At 68.3% G+C, this 19863-nt stretch carries 23 protein-coding genes, 1 pseudogene and 1 CRISPR repeat array; of the genes and pseudogenes, 12 read left to right on the top strand and 12 right to left on the bottom strand.

Going from position 1 to position 19863, the window contains the following annotated elements; translation table 11 throughout:
* Positions 1 to 211: 211 nt before the first annotated feature.
* Entirely contained in the window at positions 212 to 814 is a 603-nt protein-coding gene (locus DIZ27_RS36795) for a maleylpyruvate isomerase N-terminal domain-containing protein (RefSeq protein ID WP_109382751.1), read from the bottom strand.
* Between the two features lie 119 nt (positions 815 to 933).
* On the opposite strand from DIZ27_RS36795, the gene DIZ27_RS36790 reads away from it, so the two are divergent.
* Both DIZ27_RS36790 and DIZ27_RS47860 read left to right on the top strand, forming a co-directional pair.
* Positions 934 to 1257, top strand: coding sequence for a recombinase family protein (locus DIZ27_RS36790; RefSeq protein ID WP_258308713.1), 324 nt, complete (start codon positions 934 to 936; stop codon positions 1255 to 1257).
* The gene (locus DIZ27_RS47860) at positions 1208 to 1426 is read left to right on the top strand and encodes a hypothetical protein (RefSeq protein ID WP_258308712.1); all 219 of its coding nucleotides are present in this window, start codon (positions 1208 to 1210) and stop codon (positions 1424 to 1426) included. The genes DIZ27_RS36790 and DIZ27_RS47860 overlap by 50 nt, the downstream gene beginning before the upstream one ends.
* Positions 1427 to 1807: 381 nt before the next feature.
* Here DIZ27_RS47860 and DIZ27_RS36785 read toward each other — a convergent pair whose 3' ends face one another.
* The 3 genes from DIZ27_RS36785 to DIZ27_RS45325 form a co-directional block, all read right to left on the bottom strand.
* Complete coding sequence (locus DIZ27_RS36785) at positions 1808 to 4831, bottom strand: glycoside hydrolase family 18 protein (protein ID WP_181383867.1); 3024 nt, start codon at positions 4829 to 4831, stop codon at positions 1808 to 1810.
* A 71-nt stretch (positions 4832 to 4902) separates the two neighbouring features.
* Complete coding sequence (locus DIZ27_RS36780; RefSeq protein WP_109382733.1) at positions 4903 to 5931, bottom strand: IS630 family transposase; 1029 nt, start codon at positions 5929 to 5931, stop codon at positions 4903 to 4905.
* Positions 5932 to 5945: 14 nt separating this feature from the next.
* Entirely contained in the window at positions 5946 to 6278 is a 333-nt protein-coding gene (locus tag DIZ27_RS45325; RefSeq protein WP_146229058.1) for a hypothetical protein, read from the bottom strand.
* Between the two features lie 359 nt (positions 6279 to 6637).
* Between DIZ27_RS45325 and DIZ27_RS36770 the strand changes: the two genes are divergently transcribed.
* Positions 6638 to 7105 carry a hypothetical protein gene (locus DIZ27_RS36770; protein WP_109382731.1) on the top strand — a complete coding sequence of 156 codons (468 nt, stop codon included), beginning with the start codon at positions 6638 to 6640 and terminating at the stop codon, positions 7103 to 7105.
* Positions 7106 to 7141: 36 nt separating this feature from the next.
* Positions 7142 to 7729: a class I SAM-dependent methyltransferase gene (locus tag DIZ27_RS36765; RefSeq protein WP_109382730.1), complete on the top strand. Its 588-nt coding sequence runs from the start codon at positions 7142 to 7144 to the stop codon at positions 7727 to 7729.
* 7 nt (positions 7730 to 7736) lie between these two features.
* Here DIZ27_RS36765 and DIZ27_RS36760 read toward each other — a convergent pair whose 3' ends face one another.
* Entirely contained in the window at positions 7737 to 8156 is a 420-nt protein-coding gene (locus DIZ27_RS36760; RefSeq protein WP_109382729.1) for a PPC domain-containing DNA-binding protein, read from the bottom strand.
* Between the two features lie 99 nt (positions 8157 to 8255).
* Positions 8256 to 8366, bottom strand: a pseudogene (locus DIZ27_RS36755) (IS5/IS1182 family transposase); the annotation flags it as partial.
* A 257-nt stretch (positions 8367 to 8623) separates the two neighbouring features.
* On the opposite strand from DIZ27_RS36755, the gene DIZ27_RS36745 reads away from it, so the two are divergent.
* Genes DIZ27_RS36745 through DIZ27_RS36735 form a run of 3 tightly spaced genes read left to right on the top strand, consistent with a single transcriptional unit; the run spans position 8624 to position 10680 of the window.
* A complete protein-coding gene (locus DIZ27_RS36745; RefSeq protein WP_109382728.1) occupies positions 8624 to 9712 on the top strand; it encodes an integrase core domain-containing protein in 1089 nt (362 codons plus the stop codon).
* The gene (locus DIZ27_RS48970; RefSeq protein ID WP_109382727.1) at positions 9709 to 9927 is read left to right on the top strand and encodes an NUDIX domain-containing protein; all 219 of its coding nucleotides are present in this window, start codon (positions 9709 to 9711) and stop codon (positions 9925 to 9927) included. Before DIZ27_RS36745 ends, DIZ27_RS48970 begins: the two co-directional genes overlap by 4 nt.
* A gap of 12 nt (positions 9928 to 9939) precedes the next feature.
* Positions 9940 to 10680, top strand: a complete 741-nt coding sequence (locus DIZ27_RS36735; RefSeq protein ID WP_219933694.1) for a DUF6624 domain-containing protein — start codon at positions 9940 to 9942, stop codon at positions 10678 to 10680.
* A 42-nt stretch (positions 10681 to 10722) separates the two neighbouring features.
* Here the strand turns inward: DIZ27_RS36735 and DIZ27_RS36730 are convergent, their stop codons facing one another.
* The 3 genes from DIZ27_RS36730 to DIZ27_RS36720 are packed head-to-tail and all read right to left on the bottom strand — an operon-like array spanning position 10723 to position 12087.
* Positions 10723 to 11208 carry a hypothetical protein gene (locus DIZ27_RS36730; RefSeq protein ID WP_258308711.1) on the bottom strand — a complete coding sequence of 162 codons (486 nt, stop codon included), beginning with the start codon at positions 11206 to 11208 and terminating at the stop codon, positions 10723 to 10725.
* The gene (locus tag DIZ27_RS36725) at positions 11202 to 11639 is read right to left on the bottom strand and encodes an ATP-binding protein (protein ID WP_109382725.1); all 438 of its coding nucleotides are present in this window, start codon (positions 11637 to 11639) and stop codon (positions 11202 to 11204) included. Before DIZ27_RS36725 ends, DIZ27_RS36730 begins: the two co-directional genes overlap by 7 nt.
* Positions 11640 to 11646: 7 nt before the next feature.
* Positions 11647 to 12087 carry a hypothetical protein gene (locus DIZ27_RS36720; RefSeq protein WP_109382724.1) on the bottom strand — a complete coding sequence of 147 codons (441 nt, stop codon included), beginning with the start codon at positions 12085 to 12087 and terminating at the stop codon, positions 11647 to 11649.
* Between the two features lie 158 nt (positions 12088 to 12245).
* Here DIZ27_RS36720 and DIZ27_RS36715 point away from each other — a divergent pair, with 158 nt between their 5' ends.
* From DIZ27_RS36715 to DIZ27_RS36700, 4 genes are all read left to right on the top strand, one after another.
* On the top strand, positions 12246 to 13349 hold the full coding sequence (locus tag DIZ27_RS36715; RefSeq protein ID WP_109382723.1) for a DNA-binding transcriptional regulator: 1104 nt from the start codon (positions 12246 to 12248) through the stop codon (positions 13347 to 13349).
* 17 nt (positions 13350 to 13366) lie between these two features.
* Complete coding sequence (locus DIZ27_RS36710; RefSeq protein WP_109382722.1) at positions 13367 to 14032, top strand: YdcF family protein; 666 nt, start codon at positions 13367 to 13369, stop codon at positions 14030 to 14032.
* A 91-nt stretch (positions 14033 to 14123) separates the two neighbouring features.
* On the top strand, positions 14124 to 14765 hold the full coding sequence (locus DIZ27_RS36705; RefSeq protein ID WP_258308716.1) for a WbqC family protein: 642 nt from the start codon (positions 14124 to 14126) through the stop codon (positions 14763 to 14765).
* 155 nt (positions 14766 to 14920) lie between these two features.
* The gene (locus DIZ27_RS36700; RefSeq protein WP_109382721.1) at positions 14921 to 15490 is read left to right on the top strand and encodes a peptide deformylase; all 570 of its coding nucleotides are present in this window, start codon (positions 14921 to 14923) and stop codon (positions 15488 to 15490) included.
* Positions 15491 to 15595: 105 nt separating this feature from the next.
* Here DIZ27_RS36700 and DIZ27_RS36695 read toward each other — a convergent pair whose 3' ends face one another.
* The 3 genes from DIZ27_RS36695 to DIZ27_RS36685 all read right to left on the bottom strand — a co-directional run bounded on the left by DIZ27_RS36695 (position 15596) and on the right by DIZ27_RS36685 (position 17321).
* Entirely contained in the window at positions 15596 to 16039 is a 444-nt protein-coding gene (locus DIZ27_RS36695) for a hypothetical protein (RefSeq protein ID WP_109382720.1), read from the bottom strand.
* Between the two features lie 308 nt (positions 16040 to 16347).
* Positions 16348 to 16947 carry a restriction endonuclease gene (locus tag DIZ27_RS36690; protein WP_375232045.1) on the bottom strand — a complete coding sequence of 200 codons (600 nt, stop codon included), beginning with the start codon at positions 16945 to 16947 and terminating at the stop codon, positions 16348 to 16350.
* A gap of 164 nt (positions 16948 to 17111) precedes the next feature.
* Complete coding sequence (locus DIZ27_RS36685; RefSeq protein WP_109382718.1) at positions 17112 to 17321, bottom strand: hypothetical protein; 210 nt, start codon at positions 17319 to 17321, stop codon at positions 17112 to 17114.
* A gap of 718 nt (positions 17322 to 18039) precedes the next feature.
* Here DIZ27_RS36685 and DIZ27_RS36675 point away from each other — a divergent pair.
* Positions 18040 to 19131, top strand: a complete 1092-nt coding sequence (locus DIZ27_RS36675; RefSeq protein ID WP_109382716.1) for an IS630 family transposase — start codon at positions 18040 to 18042, stop codon at positions 19129 to 19131.
* 18 nt (positions 19132 to 19149) lie between these two features.
* Positions 19150 to 19849: direct repeats of the CRISPR family, unit length 29 nt; unit sequence GTCCTCTCCGCGCGAGCGGAGGTGAGCCG.
* Positions 19850 to 19863 lie beyond the last annotated feature (14 nt).

The raw sequence follows: 19863 nt of genomic DNA, 5'->3' as shown, positions 1-19863 counted from the left end.
GTCGCCGAGGCTCTGAGCTACCACCGGGTCACCACCGCCAAGCTGGCCTCCGAGGCCGGAAGCAGCTGGAGCCGATACGCCTCTGGAGACCATTGGCGATCACCACCAGGCTGGGCCCCCCCGGAGAACTGGTGACCGTTGACTGCGCGAGCACCGGGAGGACCCGGCCGGGCTGACCGAAGCCGAGGACCGGTAACGGGTGAGCACTCGGTCACACCCTGCGGGGCATCGTCCCGTCCCATTCGGCAATCGGCGCGCTGTGCCAGCGCCAGCCGCACTGGCGCGGCGCGTYCGGCAGGTCCAGYCGGCCGTGSGCCCACAGAAGGGTCGCCCAAGCGTCGGCGCCCGGAGCATGCCAGGGAAACAGCCGCGTCAGCACCCGKCGCGCGAGGCGCTGGTCGGGCCGGAAGTCTTCGCCGAGACCGGTGGCCGCGTCGTAGGTGTGGACCAGGATCTCACCGCAGGCCATCGCCGCGAATCCGGACGGGTCGGCGGCCCCGAACGGATGGAAGCCGCGCGCCGTCACCGGGAGGTTGTCCACGGTCGTCGCACACAGGTGAGCCGCGTTGCGCAGGCTCCTGAGCAACGCCCCCGGCCCGGCATCGGGCCGAATTTTGATCTCGAAAGCGGCGTCGTCCGCCGGGCCGCCGGTGAGGTCCAGCGCGTACCACAACGGCCCCTGGCCGGCGTGTGCCACCACCGAGGCCACGGTGAAGTCCAAGCCCGGTACCGRARCCGACCAGTCACGGACGGCGTGCGGCTGRAGGAAGGACAGCGCCGTCCCGGCTGCCGCTCGGACATCRTCGCCACGCATGGAGCCGATCCTAGCCACCGCCAAGGCCCGGCCCGAGGACAGCCCTCCGTGACCGTCACGCCGGAACCACAGCCGAATCGGCGACAGTTGGATACGCGACTCCGCCAGTACCGAACCCCATGAAGCGCCTGGGCCGCGACGCCGCAGAGCTGACAGCCCTGGCCGACCACCTCACCGCCCACGGCCTGGTCCTGGAAATGCTCGCCGGCCCCCTCCAGGGGATGTACGACCCCAGCGGCCCCGGCCGCCTGCTGTTCGGGTTCTTCGCCGCGATGGCCGAGACCGAGCGCGAGAACATCCGCGAGGCCACCCTCGAAGGACTCGACACCGCAGCCCGCAAGGGCAACCACGGCGGCCGGCCCCCCCGTCATCACCGACGACATGCTCCACACCGTGCTCCGCCGCCGCGCCAACGGCGAGACCGTCGAGGACATCCAGCCTGACCTGCTCATCCCCACCGGCCGCCGCAAAGGACAGAGCCCCAGCCTCTCCAGCATCTACCGGGCACTGGCCGAGCATGAGAAGACCCAGACGTACCCCGAGGCCGTCGAGACGGCGCACGCCGACTTCGCCGCCCTTCAGCAACGCGACCGCGACCGCACCCTCAAGTAGTTACTCAGTGCTACACGCCACCTGGCGGTAGCTATACGAGAACAGGGCCAGAACGTCGCGGCCCACTTGAACATGCTCACGCAGGACCGGACCTGGGACGACGGACCGCCGTCACAACTCGGATCACGCCTGTTCCAGGCGACGGCGGAGGCGCTACGGACACCGGTACCCAGGTCTCGCAACGTCCTGTCCCCAGGACCGACACGACGGCAGCCAGGGCCACGTCGACCACCCTCAGCCCCACCGAGCGGTTGGCCACCACCAAGAGCGCGATTCCGGAAGCCGCAAGAACCGCGCATCACCGGTCGCCCCCGCCCGCCCGGAGCCGTAGAAGGGGGTGCTGAGTTGATCAGGCCGACTCCATGATCAGGCCGACTTGGATCAGGTCGGGTCCCCCTCCAGGTCGATCCGGGTGGCCAGTTGACCCGCCGTCCACATCTCGCGGGCTCGTTGGAGACAGTCGTCCTCGGATGCCACCTCGTCCGCCAGCCGGAGGCCGATCACGTTGTTCTTCTCGTCCGCGAGGTTGTCCGCATCGCTCCCCGGCCGGCCGATCTCGTGCGCCTCGCCCATCGCCTTGGCGAACTCCTCACCGAGCCTCTTCTTGAGCAGGCACTGCCAGAACACATGGCGCACGGCGTTCTGTTCCTCGGCGTCCGTCATGTGCTCCACGACCTGGTACACCCTGCGGTGGATTCCGAGCCAGTTGAAGAGGTTCTGCGGATACCTGCGAATGACGTCGCACTCCTCCTTGGAGATGTTCTTCCCGAGGAGATACGTGTACTTGCCGAGGACCGGCCATCCCTCGCTGAGGAAGTCCTTCGCCACCTTCGAGATGATTCCCGAGGCCTCCGCCATGTTCTGCGCCGTGCCCGACGCGCTGGCCTTGCCCGACGCGATCGCGATTCCCGCCAGGCCGACTGCCGTGGCGGCCAGTACCACGCCCCCGAAGACGGCGGCGGTGAGCACCTCGGGTGCCATGACAGCCAGCGCCCCCAAGGTCAGGAACGCCGCGATCGTGTCACCGAGGCCGCTCCGGGGCTCGAGGCCCTGGAGTCCATGGAGCAGTTTCGAGGTCGCCACCATGGTGTCGAAGACGTCGGTGCTCGGAATGGTGTTGCACTTGCAGTGGTACCCGACACCGGTCGGCACGCTCATCCGCATGATCCAGTCACCGGCCTGAGGGTCCTTGACGATCAGGCCGCGGACCGAGGAACCGGACATCACCACAAGGTGGTTGTCGTCCTCGAGGCTCTGGTTGTAGAGAGTCCCGTCGGGTGCCTCGACGGTCATGACGACCCCGTCGGGGAAGTCGGCCGAGCCGTCGTCCCGCGTTGTCGCCGAGTAGAGGTACGGGGTTCCCTCCCCGACGGACATCGTGGTCGTCAGGTTCACATGGGCCACGTTGTCCATGTGCGGCAGCTGCTGGAGCGAGCAGTAGGCGCAGTCGTTGTCCCCGTGTGCCTGGGCCACCACCCAGGGTATGGTGCCCACCTTGTCGTCGACGTCGAAGAGACCGTAGAGGCCGCCCACTCCCTGGTCGTCGATCTCGGTGGGCTGTGCGAAGAAGTGCCCCGAGATCAGTGCCGGGGTCTGCCGCGCGGCGGCCTGCCAGTCGTCGCTGAGCGAGAGCCCCCACAGACGCGCCCGGTACCGGGTGAAGCCCTCCGGAGCCCCCGATTCCGTCTCCATATGACCCCAGTCCCAGGCCGGGACGTCGGCGTCCTCGACGACGTCGAACTCACCCCACAGACCCAGAGCGCCCTTGTCCACGATGCGGGACGGCCTGTTGAAGTACTGCCTGCGGATCACGGCGGGCGAGTTCATGGCCGCGCCCACCCAGTCGTCGCCGTCGGGGATGTTCCACAGACGGGCCGAGAACTGCCGCACACCGGACCGGACGATGCCGTCGTCCTGGAACTGCAGGTTGCCGGTCGTGCCGCCGAGGAATCCGACGGAGTCCCACAGGCAGTGGGTGGCGGCCAGGGCCGGCGGGTCCGTGATGGGCACGGGCTCCGGATTGCCGGAAGCGCGGTAGAGGGCCTTGATGATGCTCTTGCCCTCTTCCCAGACGTCGTTGGTGAGTTCCCAGATGATGACGCCCTGGGCACCGACGTTCTTGAGGAAGTTCAGCTTCGCGACGGCGGTGCCAGGGGTCTCGAAGTAGATGTTGTGGGCGTAGGGGTAGTCGCCCGGAGGGAGCGGCGGATTGAGAGCGGGGCGGGGGGTGCTGCCGGCGACCTTGATGTTCGCGTCCACGGCGTCATGGGCGTCGGGAAAGGCGTCCAGGATCTCCTTGTACCGCAGAGCCCTGTACCCCGAGGGAATCTCTCCGGTCAGGTCGTCCGGGTCCTTGCCCGCGACGAAGTCGTAGCCGTAGACGGGCACCCCGGCCGCGATCTTGCCGCGGTCCACGCCCTGCCCGGCCCCTTGCCAGTTCACGAAGAGAGGGTTCGTCCAGTACCAGAGGGTGTCCTCCACCGACAGGATCGGGTTGTTCTCGATGTTCTCCGTGTCCGCGGTGAGGGGGTACAGGACATGACGGCTCGCCGGAGAACTCTGCCTGCTCGCGGCGGACGCCGTACCACCCCTGGGGGCCGGCCAGCCGCCCTGCTGCTCGGGGAGGTAGGTCTCCTGGTAGACGTCCGACTCGCGGATGTCCGCCGTGTCCTGGCCGCGGATCTTGAGCAGGGCGGTGTGGGGGCCTACCGGGGAGAGGTCCCAGGAGCCGGTGAGGTCGTAGGTCATGACGCCGAGCCAGTCGACGTGGTCGGCGATGGCCGGGTCGTAGTTGTTCCCGTACCACGAGGTGCCGAAGACGGCCGACGACACGATCTTGTCGGGCATGGCCTGCTTCAGCCGCTGGGCGAACAACCTCAGGCCCCGCCCCGCGGGGTGCGGCCCGTCGGCCTTGGCACGGCCGCCCTGGTCCTGCTGTCCGGGCCTGCCCCACCAGCACTCCAGGTCCAGATCGACACCGTCCAGACCGTTGCTCGCGACGAAGGCCGCCACCCGGTCCACGGCCTTGCCGAGTAACGGGGACGCCGGGTCGTTCCCCACCGCCGTCATCAGGTCCAGGAAGGCGAAGTCGTTCGCGCCACCCAGAGCGATCATCATCTTGGTATTGGCCAGATTTCCGGCCATGACCACGTCCGGGAGAATCGAGCTGACGTCCGTGACCGACACCGCGTCGAATTCTCCGGGATTCGCGTCGCTGAATGTCAGGAACGCGATGATGCCGTGCGTGATGTACTGGTACATCTCGGCGTTTCCATAGTCGAACCCCTCCTCCTTCCGCCAGGTGGGGATATAGGCGATGACCTTCGCCTTGCCGGTCGGCGTATGCGGGGTCTGGTCGTACAACTCGTCGAAGTGACGCCAGCCGTTGGTGTTGGCATCACCCACACCCGGCTCCGAGGCCCAGAAGGCGGCGCGGAAAATGTTGCCCTGGTATTGAGCCGAAACTGGTGGGTTTCCTACTCGATCGTGTAGCGGACGTGGCGGGCTCTGAAGTAGCCGCAGACGATGCGGGGTTGGCGCTGCCTGCGGTGCAGGAAGCGCCGGGTCTCGCGGGCGAGGTCGTCGACGGAGGTGGCGCGGGCGGCGTGGACGTGGTGTTTCAGATCGGCGTTCAGCAGCTCGTCGGGGTTGAGCTCGGGGCTGTATCCGGGCATCAGGTGCAGCTCGATCCGCTCGGCGTTCTCCTCCAGCCAGGCCCGGACGGCTTTGCTGCGGTGGACCGGGTGCCGGTCGACGATCACATGGACCTTGCGCCCGGCGTGTGTGGCGAGGCGATCGAGGAACGCGCACATCACCTTGGCGGTGAACCTGCCGGGGAAGACCGTGAACCACAGCGCGCCGCGCGAGGCGACGGCGGACATGATGTTCACGCGGAAGCGGCGGCCGTTGACCCGCACGAGCGGGGTGTGCCCGGCCGGGGCCCACGAGCGTCCCGGCGGCGCGGTGTCCGAGCGCAGGCCGCACTGATCGGCCCAGACCAGCTCGGCCTTCTCCCACCGGGCCCGCGCTTTGATCGCCGGATACTCCTCCTGCAGCCACGCCCGCACCTTCTCCGGCTGCTGCCGGTAGGACCGGCGGGCCGGGCGCTGCGGCGTGAAGCCGTGCCGGCGCAGCCACTTGCCCACCCCCTGCTCGGTCATCGACACCCCGCACACCAGCTTGATCAGCGCCTTCACCGAGGCGCGGGTCCACAGCACGCCGCCGTGCCCGACCTCGGCAGGGGTGTAGTCCCGCATCGCCTGCAGCACCGCCCCGCGAGCTGATGAATCCAGCAACTCGCCCATTCCTGGACGCGGTTGCCGCACCACAGCGAGCAGGGCCTGACGGCCGCCGGCCCGGAAAGCCCTCCACCACGTGCCCACCGACCGCTCGGACACCCCGAACAACTCCGCGGCCTGGCCATACGTCTTGACCTGCCCGGACTCCAGCGCCGCGACCACCCGCAGCCGCAGGTCCGCCTGTGCGGCAGGCGYCAGCCGCCGCATGTCCCCACTCTCGATCACACCCGATCAACGAGCAGGAAACCCATCAGTTTCGGCTCAATAATACTCAGGAACACCCCGCCGCGGCCCACTACCTCGGCAGCCGCAGACTGCTGTGCACCCAGCTCCTCGGCGGCCTCATCAACGAGTACGGATACGCCACCTGACCTGTGGCGATGATTTTTCGAGCGGCACAGGTGAGCTGGCTGGCGATACAGATCGCCTTTCTGGTCACCGGCTTCCCCGCAGCCGCCGTCACGTTGCAGTTCTCGCTCGGGGACAGCCGGCCGGCCGTTGGAGACCTCCGCCTGGGCGGCGGGCTTGGGCCGTCGTCGCGCGCGTCTCTTCACTGCTGAGGGCGCGCATCTCCTCCTGTGGTGCGCAATTGTGCGCCGTAGGAGCTTCCGAGCGCCCCTCTTGACATTAGGTGATGTTTTGGGCAAACAGGAACTTCACGGAACGGCTGGTCTGTCGCATACGGATTTACCGGAGCATACTGACTAGACCTCTGCCCCGACAGGGCGGAGGTCCGGGGCAGCGGACGTCCTTGAACCGTCGACTGCTGCCCCGGAGAATCCGCTGCAGACTTAGCAGAAACGCTTCTCTACCCTTGGCCCGGACCTCCTTCAAATCCCCAACGCACCGACGTTGCCCATGCAGTGACGTGGTGACATAGTTCGGGATCAAAGCCGAGGGGGGAGAAAAGCCCGTGTCCAACGCCCTGTTATGGGTAGGCAGTCTGCTGGCTGGCGCCGTCGCCTCGGCAGTGATCGGCATATTCCTCAGCAGCTCTCTCGAGTACCTGGCAGCCCGGACCATCGGTACGGTGTGGCGCGGCGGCGAGTACAACGTACGGGGTCGCTGGAAGTCGACATACAGCTACCGGAGCCGAGGGAACGCCCATGTCGGCGAGCAGATCATGCAGTTTCATCAGGTGGGGCGCTCCGTCTACGCCAAGAACATCGGAGGGACCTCGCCGCACCGCCACTTCCTCAAACTCAAGATCGACGGCAGTTACCTGACGGGAACGTGGCGTAATGTAGCTCGCAACGCGAATCACTACGGCGTCATGCAGCTGCGCATTACAGCTGACGGAACCGAGATGATCGGTAAGTGGATCGGGTTCGACAGTAGCTCGTCTATCCAGGCCAACAACTGGAAGCTCACCCGTCAGTGATCGCCGCAGCGTCAACCGTCAGGAGTACCGAGCACAGTGGGAAAGATCTGGAATCCGTCCAAAGCGGGCACGCCGAGCGTGGAGTTGGCCGACCTTAGCCACACCCAGCGCTTCCACTCCGTTCTGGATGCCGGCTGCGGCTGGGGGCGGAACATCTCGGTGTTCGCTGCGGGCGCCCGGCGCCTGCACGCCTTCGATACCGATTCCGAAGGAGTACAGGCGACCAAGGAATGCCTGGAAGAAGTATCCGCTCCCGACGCCGAAGTTCAGGTGTGGAACGGCGACCTCCTGATCACCGAGACGAGCCCGCCTTACGATCTTGTGATCTGCTATGGCGTCACGCATTTCCTGCAGCGCCGCGAGCGTGCCATCGCCTACGACAGACTGAAGGGCTGGGTCCGGCCGGGTGGTCTGTTGGCCGTCGCAGCCTTCAACACCCTCGTCCCCATCCCTGACGATCTGCAGGCTTTCATGCCAGACCCGCCGTCAGACAGCAGTGAGGTCCGTGAAGCCTTTGCTGGCTGGGACATTGTTTTTGCCCGCAGTCATGTCTACGACGACGAGCACGAGGGCGACATCCGTCACACTCACTCGATCGACCGGCTCATCCTACGGAGGCCCTGACCGTACGTCAGCCCTTATGCCCCGACCAGGCGTCTTCGACCGTCAGCTCACGGAATCCGGTATCCGGATCGTACTCCCTGGAGAAGACGAGTTGAGGATTTTCGAGGATAACGATTTCTGCACTCAGGCGGACCGTGCTGCCATAGTCCAGATGGCCGCCCCGCATGGCACCTTCACCATCAGAGAGGGAAAGGTGAATGTGGCTGCCATTTACGGACAGGGTCCCGGCTGCTGACACGATTTCGAAATCACCCTCGAGATGGCTGAAGTCGATAGCGCCGGGCATGCGCAGGACGGCCGACGACAGCCCGCCGATGCAGGTGGCAATACATCCGGCGCGGATGTCATGTTCCGCAACGTAGTGCTCGATGGCCTTCCTGAGATCCACTCCATGCGCTAACCGGAAGGCATGAGTCCTAGCATTCATGCATCAACAACCTTTCCTGCCACTTCGTCATACTTTTCCGAGGTGTTGCAGAGCCGTTTGTAGACAATACCCACACTGGACGATCCTTAAGACGGTGTCCTATGTGGTGAGGCGGACGAACCGCTTGTAGCAGCACAGGGCTGCAGCGAGGCCGAGGAAGGCCAGGTAGTTGCGGGGATTGCGTTCGCAACGGGGGCTGAGCCTTGCGCCTGCCGAAAAGCTCATCCGCGCAGGTCATGCGGCATGTCGGTACTCGTGGAGGATGCCGCCGAGTCGTTGGCGTCGTCGTATGTCGAGACGGGTGATCTGCTCCGGATCGCTGATCGGCATCGGCAAGGGGCGTAGCGGGCGGGCGTTGGCGATGCCTTGATGGGTGCGGGTGCCGAAAACCCCATCCATGGCCTGTGACCGGCGCGTTCTCGTGAATGGCCACCAGTTGCCGGATGGGCGTGTCAGGCTGATGGATCGTGCTGCTGCGACTGCCCTACCTCGCCGTCTCGAGCGTGTTCGCCTTCATCCGTCTGCTGCCAATGAGCGACGCGGACAAGGACATCGAGATCCTGACGCTGCGCCACCAGTTGGCGGTCCTGCAGCGGCAGATCGACAGGCCCAGGGTGCCCCCGGCGGACCGCGCCCTCCTGGCCGCGCTCCTGCACCGGGTCCCCAGACCCAAGCTGCGACAGCTCCAGCTGATCGTCGCCCCGGAGACGATCCTGAGGTGGCACCGCGACCTCATCCGTCGCCACGCCGACCTCGCCCGCCGCAAGCGGGCCGGCAGACCGCCGACCCGCCGCGCCATCCAGGCTCTCGTTCTGCGCCTGGCCAGGGAGAACAGCTCCTGGGGGTACCGGCGCATCCACGGTGAACTCGCCGTGCTCGGCATCAAGGTCGCGCCCTCAACCGTCTGGGAGATCCTGCGGGCGCACGGGATCGAACCCGCTCCCGAACGCGGCCGCCAGACCTGGGCCGCCTTCCTGCGCGGCCAGGCCCACGCGATCCTGGCCTGCGACTTCTTCACCGCCACCACCCTGAACGGCGCGACCGTGTACGTCTTCGCCGTCATCGAGCACGCCGACCGCCGTATCCGCATCCTCGGCGCGACGGCCCATCCCACCGCGGCCTGGGTCACCCAGGCCGCCCGAAATCTCGTGATGGACCTCCAGGACGTCGGCGCCACCGTCGCGTACTTGATCAGGGATCGCGACAGCAAGTACACCCGGGCGTTCGATGCCGTCTTCGAGGCCGAGGGCGTCGAGATCGTCACCACCGGCATCCGCGTTCCCCGCATGAACTCGATCATGGAGCGCTGGGTGCAGACCTGCCGGCACGAACTCCTCGACCGCACCTTGATCTGGAACCAGGCCCACCTGCTCCACGCGCTCAACGAGTTCGAGGCGTACTACAACGGGCATCGGCCGCACCGCACCTTGCACAGTGCGGCACCGCTTCGGCCAGCCCCCGAGCCGATCACTGACCCGGACCGACTCCATTACCTCGACGTCCGCCGACGTGATCGACTCGGCGGCATCCTCCACGAGTACGCACACGCCGCGTGACCTGCGAGGACGTAATAATCGGCACTCGCAGGTTGTGCGTGATCGAGCACCCCCGCCTCGGGGGTGAACTCGTACCTGGCGGGCACGCCGAGACCGGCGAGGATCCACTCGATGCCGCGGTACGGGAGGTGCTGGAGGAGACGGGTCACCGAGTGCGCCTGTTGCCGCCGCTACTCCCTGAGGGGTATCCGCATCCGGCGACCGCGTCGGTGTGACATGTGGTGTCGATGCCGGCCGCCCCGGACAGCCGCTGCGATCAGCGCCACGTACACCAAGACCACATCGTCGTCGGTGTCATCGACCGGCCGTTCGCCGTGCTTGGAACGCCCGAGCACACGGTCCGCTGGGCTGAGCCCGAGGCGCTCGACCGGCTGAATCTTCCTGAGGACACCCGGGTGCTGGCCGGCGAGCTGTTCGAGATGATCGACCGTGTTGCGGCCGTGCGGCCCCGACCCGCAGTCGACGAGGACCTGGCCGCGGAGCTGCTCCGGCGCCAAGAGGAGGACCAGGCCGTGCGGCTGGTCCCGGCGGCCGAGCGGACGCCGGAGCTGATGGAGCGGTGGCGGGCCGTCGACGAGGCGAACACCGCCTGGCTGCGAGAACTGATCGCCGCGCGCGGCTGGCCGGGCGAGGCGCGGGTCGGGCGGCAGGCCGCCGGGGCCGCCTGGCTGCTCGCCCAGCATGCCGACCGGCAGCCCGACTTCCAGCAGGAGTGCCTGAAACTTCTCTCGGCCGCCGTGACCGCGGGTGATGCCGATCCGCAGCACGGCGCCCTGCTGGAGGACCGGGTACGGATCGCCCAAGGTCAGCAGCAGATCTTCGGCACCCAGCTGACACAGGGCCCCGACGGCGCCCTCGTCCCGTACCCCATTCGGGACCTGGACGGGGTCGAGGCGTTGCGGGCCGCGTGGGGGTTCCAGCCGCTGGAGACGTACATCGAGCAGGTTGCGGCCGGCGTCGGGGCGTAGGCGGATCCGGTGCGTGGGTGAGAACCGGTGGGGTTGGATAGTTCAGGCAGTGCGGGAGGTGCGGCGGGCGAAGCCGAACAGCAGTCGGCCGCGGGCGAGGGCGGCGTCGAGGTAGGCGTCGACGCGGGGGGCGTCGACGGACTGGGCGAGTGGGTCCAGTCCGAGGATCAGGGCGGCGCGCCCGTGGTCGTGGACCAGTCGGGTCCAATGCGGGTGGGCAGGCGCTTTCAGGTCCCAGCGGGCGCCGGGGAGTCTCAGCAGGATGTGCGAGCCGACGGTCACCAGGGTTCCGAGGGTTTCGGGGGCCGGGTCCTCGGCCCGGGCGAGACCTCCGAGGGTCTCGGCGAGGTGCCGCATGCGGGCCTCGATCGTGTCGGGGGTGTCGTGGCTGGTTCGGCCGGGCCGGTGGGCCAGCAACAGATGAGCGACCTGCTGTCCGTCCGGGGTGGTGCCGGGCCAGGTCCAAGCACCCAGCGAGGCCAGCAGCCCGGTGTCCGTGCCGGCCGCGGGGGCGGTGGGAGTCAGCACGTCCGAGCCTCCTGAACGGGCCGGGTGGCCGTAGCCGGCGGGGTGGCCGGGAAGTGGGACCAGACGATCTTTCCGCGCGGCTGACGGGGAGTGACGCCCCAGCGGGCGGCGAGGGCTGCGACGATCACCAGGCCTCGCCCGGTTTCGGCTGCCGGGCCGGTGCTGGCAGGTTCGGGCAACGGCCGGCTCGGGTGGCGGCTGTCGTGGACTTCCAGGCGGACGCCGCCGTCGTCGGGTTCCAGACGGATGAGGAAGCCATGGTCGGCGTCGCTGCCGTGGGCGAGTGCGTTGGTGGCGAGTTCCGAGACGACCAAGCGGATGTCGCCATTGTCGTTCAGGCCCCAGGCCCTCAGCGTCCGGGTGGTGAAGTCACGTGCTGCTTTGACCGATTCGGGCCGGTGGTCGAAGAACCTCTGAGTCGCTTCAGGCATGGGGGCCTCACGTGTCGTGGTCCAAAGCGGGGGCGGGGTCGGGACTGCGGCGGCGGCTCCGCTCGGTCAGGGCTCCGGCGGGCCCGGAGGCGGCCGGGCGGGGGTGCGGGGGGCCGCGGACCAGCATCAGCCGGGCGCCGGATGTGGAGATCCGGGCCTGCCGGGGGGCGGCTATCGCCTTCGGCCCGAGGTGCGAGAGGGCGGGCAGGACGACGCCGTAGGTGCTGTGCAGGTCCAGGACGTCCAGCAGGCCGGTGAACGCGGCCGACCGCTCGGTGCCAGCCGTCCGTTCGGTGAAGACACCGTGCAGGGCGAGCTCGTGCCGGCGACAGTATTCGGCCAGAGCGTCGTGCAGGGCGGCCTGGCGGGCTGCGGAGACCTTCACCAGCCTCAGGAAGCCATAGACGACCGGGCCGCTGACGCCGCGATGCTCGGTGAGGGGCTCCATCGTTCGCAACCATCCAGGGAAGTCCGATAACTGGTGTCACCGGTCAGCTTCGTCTGATGCCAACCACTGGGGAATGACCGCCCGTTGTACTTCCGTTGCACTTGCGTCCCCCCGCCCGGGCCCGACGTGCTTCGATGACGGCGGGAAGGGAGCGACGTGTGGCGACCGTGCACCACTGGACCGGGCTGGAGGCCAAGGCACTCCGGCTCGCGCTGCGGCTGAGCGTCCGCGCGTTCGCCGAGCATCTCGGTGTCGGCGTGCGGACCGTCTCCAAGTGGGAGAAGCTCCAGGCGTCAACCGAGCCCCGCCCGGACACCCAGGCGATCCTCGACACGGCCCTGGCCCGCGCGGACGCCGCCGCCCATCTGCGGTTCGAGACCTTCCTGTCCGAGGCCGGGCAGCACGGGACGGAGACCGCGGGCCGGCGGGTGACAGCCGCAGGACCGCTGGCCTGGGAGTACGAGTCGTGGACCGACGACCTCGACCGGGCCGTGGTTGCCCTATCCCGGCAGGACTTCACGTTTGCCGAGAGCCTCACCAGCCGGTGGACCAGCCGCTTCACCCCGCTCAGGCTCGATGACCGCGGCCTGTATCTGTTCGCCCGTTCGACCGCCCGCCTCGGCGACCTCCAGCGTGACCAGGGCAGCGTGGTCGGCCCGCTGTCCGCCCAGCGTTCGTACGTGACCGCCAAGTCGCTGTTCACCCAGCTCGACATCCCCCGCCGGATCGCCCAGCTCGACCTGTCCCTGGCCGTGGTCGCCGAGATGTCCGGGAAGCTGGAGACCGCCGCCCGCCAGTACGAACACCTCGCGGTCGACGACCGGCTCTCCCGCCGCGACCGGGCCAGATCCCGGCTGTGGGTGGGGACCGCGCTGAGCAAGGACGGACAGCACGACTATGCGACCCGCGTGATGCTGGCCGCGACCCGTGACTTCGAGGACCTCGCCGAACCGGAGGACTGGTCGGTGGCCCACCAGAAGATCGCCCTGGCCCACCGCGGCGCCGGCGACCTCACATCGGCCCTGCACTTCATCACCGTCGCCCGCAGCACCGCCACCACCGACGCCCCCATGCAGAAGGTCCGCCTGGACACCGCCCACGGCCACATCCTGCTCACCGACCCCGCGACCCGCGATGATGGCCTTCACGTCCTCGACAAGGCCGCGACCATGGCCGCCCGCTTCGGGCTGTCCCACCAGCTGGCCAGCATCGAGAACATCAAGGCCATGAGCACGGGGCCCTCCGGCCCCTCCAGCCGGTGACCAGGGAGAGAACAGGCGTGGGCGACAACCAGCAGACCATCACCGAGGACCAGTGGCGCAAGACCAAGCTGATCTGGGACTACCACCTCATGGGCCACCAGTTGCGGCCCGCCGACGTGGCGATCGGCCTGGGCAGCCACGACCTCGGCGTCGCCACGGCCACCGCCGAGCTATATCACCGTGGCATGTTCCCCACGCTGGTGTTCACCGGCGGCAACAGCCCCACCACCCGGACCCGCTTCCCGCGCGGTGAGGCCGTTCACTTCCGCGAGCATGCCCTCGAGCTCGGCGTCCCCGACTCTGCGATCCTCGTCGAGCCGAACGCCGCGAACACCGGCCAGAACATCACCCTCACCCGCGACCTGCTGGCCGCGGCCGGCATCGCCCCGACGACGGTGATGCTGATCTCCAAGCCCTACATGGAGCGGCGATCCTTCGCCACCGCCCGCAAGCTGTGGCCCGACGTCGAGATCGTGTGCACGTCGGAACCCCTGGAGCTGGACGACTACTTCAAGTCCATCGGCGACGAGAAGCTCGTGGTGGACATGCTCGTCGGCGATCTCCAGCGGGTCATCGAATATCCGAAGCAGGGCTTCGCCATCGCCCAGGACGTCCCGGAGGACGTGCATGCCGCATACGAGTGCCTCATCCGTGGCGGCTTCACCAGCCGCCTCATCTCCTGACCGGCCGACGGGCGGGCTGTGTGCGATCCACCAGCCCAACCTGTTCCCGAGGCTGGCCACCCTGGCCAAGCTGTTCGCGGCGGACACCTAGATCGTCCTCGACAACGTCCAGTTCACCCGCCGCGACTACCAGCACCGCACCCGCCTGGCCGCCCTGCCTAACCCGGACCGGACGCGCTGGCTGTCCATCCCCACTCACCTGCCCCAGGGCCGCCAGACCGCCATCCGGGACGCTCTGATCGTCAATCCCGCCTTGGCCCGGCAACGGACCGAGTCGATGATCCGGCAGGAGTACCGGACCAGCCCTCACTGGCCCGCTCTCCAGACGGCCTTGGAACCGGTCTGGGCCGCGTTCGACACCGGCCGGACCGCCGCCGTAGCCGAGACCTCCACCCGCATCCTGCTGGACCTCCTCGGCTGGCCAGGCTGCATCCTGACAGCAGCCGGGCTGCCCGCCCGGCCCGAGCGATCTGAGCGGCTCGCCGACCTCACCGCCGCAGCCGGCGCCGGCGCGTATCTGTGCGGGACCGGTAGGATGACGTATCTCGACCCGGCCCCGTTCACCGCCCGCGACATCACCGTCGCCCCGTTCCTGCTCCCGGCCGCCGGGATCTGGGCCTCCGCCCGGCGCGTCACCTCCCTGTGGGCCCTGGCCCACCTGGGCCCCGGCGGTCTCGCCGCCCGGCTCCGGGACCTCACTGGAGCCCCGGACTCGCTGGAAGCTGCGGCCTGAGCACGTATCGCTGTACTTCCGCCCTCCTCCACACGAGAAGGACGGGAAGCGGACCTTCTCCTGGAGTACCTCCACACTCGCCTCCACGCCCGGTACCGTCTGAGACGCAGGTTCCGGGTGCGACCCGAACATGGCATACATCGACGGGAGTTCAGGTGACCCAGGTACGGCCCAGCGAGCAGATGCGCGAGCTCGGAGTCGTGCAGCGCGGAGCCTCCGTCCTTGCCGAGCCGGCCCAAGCCTTCGATCTTCCGACCGAGCGTCGGGAGGCCGAGCAGACCGTCGAGCAGTTGTTCTCCGCCGTGCAGCGGATCGGGCAGACTCACCCGTTCGCCAAGGGAATGGGACTCGCGGCGCCTCAGATCGCGATCGGCCGGGCCGCCGCCGTGGTCCAGCCACCCGACCCCGGCACCCCGCCGATCGTCCTGCTGAACCCCCGCATCACCGACCGCTCCGACGAGACGGATGAACAGTTCGAGGGCTGCTTCAGCTACTTCGACGTCCGTGGCCTCGTTCCCCGGCCGCTGCGGATCACTGTCGAGACCACCACCCTGGAGGGCCAGACAGTATCCGCCGTCTACGAGCGTGGGCTCGCACGGTTGATCCACCACGAGATCGACCACCTGGACGGCCTGCTCTACACCGCACGGATGCGGACCGGCGTCGCACCCATCCCCGTCGAGGAGTACCGCCAGACCGGTCGGGCATGGACCTACGAGCAGTAAAGGCCGACGGAAGACCTGAACGCCAGGCGGGCGGGGGTCACCGTGCCGCATGCTCGGCCGACGACGGGAATCGTCCACGCCGCCGGCGGACCGGGGTCAACCGGGCTACAGGGCCCGGCAGATCTCGCGAGCCCGGTCCAGATCCTTCTTCACCGTCGCGTCGAAGTCGAAGACCTGGGCGTGGCGGTCCTGTGATCGGCGAATGGTCTGTGCGAGCTCCTTGTACTTTGCGTCGCCCGCTGCCGCCGACGCAGAAAGTGCCCCGGCTGCCGCATAGCGATTGAAGGCAACCTCGCCGGCAGGGCCCTTGGCCGTGTACTTCTCCGAGTCGAACCCGTCGAGCGCCTCACAGGCGGCACGCGCATCTGCGGCCGGGGTCCCGTCAACAGGGGAGTCGGAGTCGGCGTTCATCGCCCATGCAACGCCCATCCCCGCGGCGCCGAGCACGAGCCCGGCGACGAGGGAGAGCACCACGGTCCTCGTGCGGGTACCGGGCTGCTCGTAGGAGGTCGAGGTGGGCGTGAGGGTGGAAGGCTGCTGTGGCTGCATCCGGCCAAAGGTAGCGTGACCGCCCACGGATCAGGCAGGCACCCTACATGCCGCTCCAGCGGCTTCCGGCGGCCAGACGGCTGGGCCGCCATGTCGAGGGCGACGGTCCTGACCAGCTGCTTTCCCGCTACCTCGCCGCGCTGCATCCGATAACTGTGTTGGAGTCGGACCCGGCTGTGACACTGCTGGACGGCTGCGCCGGTGCGCGACCCCGGTGCGGACCTGGCCGTCGTGGGATGGGACGTGTTGAGGAAGTCACCGTGAGTCTGTCCGTTCGGCCACCTGACGCCACCGCGCCTCGGCAGGGTTCAGGACCCGGAGGCGGGACGGCGGGGGGAGGGAACCGCGCTCAGGAGTTCCCACAGAGGAGTAGAGCCGGCGGCCCACCGGGCGAGCAGGCGGCGGTCGACGAGGTGGAGTCGCTGGGAGCGGGCGAAGGCGACGGCTTTGTCCGTGAAGCGGCCGTTGGTGACCAGCACGACGACGTCACCGTTGTGGACGGGCCGGCCGGTGCCGTTGAGGACGTGCAGGTCCGGGGTTCCGACCGCGGAGCCGGCCAGTCCGGCCTTGCGGTGCTTACATTGGATCACCCACAGGCGGCCGAAGGGGTCCGTGGCCTTCACATCGGCGCCATTGTCGCCGGCCCCACCGACCCGGATCGCCTCGGGGCAGCCGTCACGGCGCATCAGATCCCGTACGGCTTCTTCGAACTGCCGGTGGTGCAGAGCGTCGATCTGTGGCATCGCGTAGCGCAGGCCCTGCTCACGTACCCGGTTCCAGCGGGCGGCCTCCCGGCGCCGGTGCACCAACACCCCGCCGGCCGCTGCCGCGACGAGCAGCAGCACGATCGGCACCCAGGGGTGTGCGGCCAGCCACCGCAACGCGCCGATCACCAGGCTCCACACCACGGCGAGCGCCAGGAGCAGCAGACCGACCTGCTCCCAGCCAGGCGTCCGCCTTCGGCGGTAGGAAGCCGGGCGGCGCCTCGGCGCGGACCGACGTCGAGAGGCGGGAGACGTACGGCGTGGGCGTCGGGCGGGGGAGCGGCGAGTGCCCTGCCGGGGTCGTGGGCTCATGTGCCGGCCTGCGAGATGCCGCTCACCAGCTGCTTGATCACGTTGAAGATGCCCTGGCCAAGCGGGGTCGGCGCGATCACGATGCCCAGGGCCAGGACGAAGAGCGCGGTGTTGCGTTCCTCGACACGGCTTCTGGCCTGAGTCCTGCGGCGTAACCGCATCACCACGATGACCGCGAGCAGCACCCCCACGTTGATCGTCACCATGCGAAAACCGCTCCCGCCCCGCCCTCGTCTCCTGCACTGTTCCTGGCCGCCCTGAAGGGGCCGGGGAACAGTGCAGTCGATCAGGCGACCGGATCGCAGCGGGTCAGCGAACGTTGGCGGAACGTCGCCGGACGCTGTCCGGTTACTGCCCGGACACACGTTCCCACAGGTGAACGAGGTAGAGGGACCCGACCGGCCGTTCCGGCCCGGCGATCGCACTCGCCCAAGAAGAACCGGCCTCGAAACCGGCCAACCGCAGCTCCGAGCGGGCCGGGGTCGGCGGCAGATAGCCATCCACAACGGGTGCCTGCAGCCCCTGTCGTGGATCAGACGGTGAGGAGCACTGCGGCTTTACGAGGTGAACTGCCGGACGACGTCCGTCAGTGGGGGACTCCACGCTACGAGGGCTCGCCCTTCCGTCCCGTGATGGGCAACGTTCCGAAACCTCCCCAGACGCTCAACCCGTTCACCTGAACGAGTGAACACGGGGTGACCGGCGGGCAGGTTCCCCCGTCACGTCCACGCTGATCGTGATGACCGCCAAGGACAGAAAGGGAGGCAGCGCGTGGGTAGCGAAGAGCTGAGGTACCTGCTGGGAGGTCCTCATGAGGCGGGTGAAGAGGTGGTGTACCTTCTGCGCGCCCATGACGTCGATGAATTCAGGACACCAGGCCTAGTGTCTTGAGTCTTTGATTCATTGCATAAGTATGCTGGGGTCATGGCGCGAATGGGACGGCCCACGGTCGAGGTGGTTCTCACCGACGACGAACGCGAGACGCTGCAGCGCTGGGCGAGGCGCCGCACCTCTTCCCAGGCTCTCGCGCTGCGCTGCCGCATCGTGCTGGCTTGCGGAGACGGGGCATCAAACACTCGGATCGGCAAGGATCTTGGGGTTCACCCGGTCACGGTGGCCAAGTGGCGCAAGCGGTTCGCAGCCGAYCGCCTGGAGGGGCTGGTCGACGAGCCGCGYCCCGGCGCGCCGCGCACCGTGACCGACGCGCGGGTCGAGGACGTGATCGTCCAGACCCTGGAGTCCACCCCGGCCGGCGCCACCCACTGGTCGACCCGGTCGATGGCCCAGGCCACCGGCCTGTCGCAGTCGACCGTCTCGCGCATCTGGCGCACGTTCGGCCTCAAACCGCACATGGTCGACACCTTCAAGCTGTCCACCGACCCGCAGTTCATCGACAAGGTCCGCGACATCGTGGGCCTCTACCTCGCCCCGCCCGAGCACGCCCTGGTGCTGTGCGTGGACGAGAAGTCCCAGATCCAGGCGCTGGACCGCTCGGCACCGGTGCTGCCCATGATGCCGGGCATGCCCGAGCGCCGCACCCACGACTACCTGCGCGGCGGCACCACCACCCTGTTCGCCGCGTTGAACGTGGCCACCGGGGAGGTGATCGGCCAGCTGCACCGCCGCCACCGGGCCACGGAGTTCAAGAAGTTCCTCGCCCGCATCGACAAGGAGGTGCCCGAGGGGCTGGAGGTGCACCTGATCTGCGATAACTACGCTACGCACAAGACACCGGCGATACAGCGCTGGCTCGCGGCGCACCCGCGCTTCCACATGCACTTCACCCCCACCTACTCCTCCTGGCTCAACCAGGTCGAGCGGTGGTTCGGACTGCTGACCGAGCGGCAGGTACGCCGCGGCGTCCACAAGAACGTCCAGGCCCTGGAACGCGACATCCGGGCCTGGATCAAGCTGTGGAACGAAGATCCGCGGCCGTTCGCCTGGGTGAAGACCGCGGACGAGATCCTCGAACGCCTCGCCGGATATCTTCAGCGAATCAAAGACTCAGCACACTAGAACCCCAGGTCAGGAAGAGTCCTCTCCGCGCGAGCGGAGGTGAGCCGGCGCGCAAGGGACAGACGTCGGGCGCGCGTCCGTCCTCTCCGCGCGAGCGGAGGTGAGCCGACCCGGGCCCGACTCCCGCCGCGTATCGGCCAGTCCTCTCCGCGCGAGCGGAGGTGAGCCGAGGCCCCCGGCATCGTCGTCGTCACCGGTGTCGTCCTCTCCGCGCGAGCGGAGGTGAGCCGTTGTACATGCGCTGGTCGCCCACCTTCAGCTCGTCCTCTCCGCGCGAGCGGAGGTGAGCCGTGTACATGAATGTCCAGGGGAGTACCTTGGAGGTCCTCTCCGCGCGAGCGGAGGTGAGCCGGCGACCGAGGGCGGCCGGGACGAGATCGTCACGTCCTCTCCGCGCGAGCGGAGGTGAGCCGTATCACTGGCTGTACATCAGGCGGTCCGATCGGTCCTCTCCGCGCGAGCGGAGGTGAGCCGTCTTTCAGGTCGTCCGTCGCCCACCGGAACGGGTCCTCTCCGCGCGAGCGGAGGTGAGCCGGAACTGCGCGGCGACGCGGACGGTCTGCCCGGGTCCTCTCCGCGCGAGCGGAGGTGAGCCGATCACGACGGCGAAGGAGTTGGCCAAGGACGCGTCCTCTCCGCGCGAGCGGAGGGGAGCCGTGCCAGCACGCCCCGGAGTGCACCATCGTCATGTCCTCTTCGCGCGAGCGGAGGTGAGCCGCGTGCCGCCCGCTC

Origin of the sequence: Streptomyces sp. NWU339 (assembly GCF_003143855.1) — a bacterium.
GTDB lineage: Bacteria > Actinomycetota > Actinomycetes > Streptomycetales > Streptomycetaceae > Streptomyces.
The sequence above is the reverse complement of the archived record's forward strand: the minus strand, read 5'-3'. Positions and strand labels throughout refer to the sequence as shown.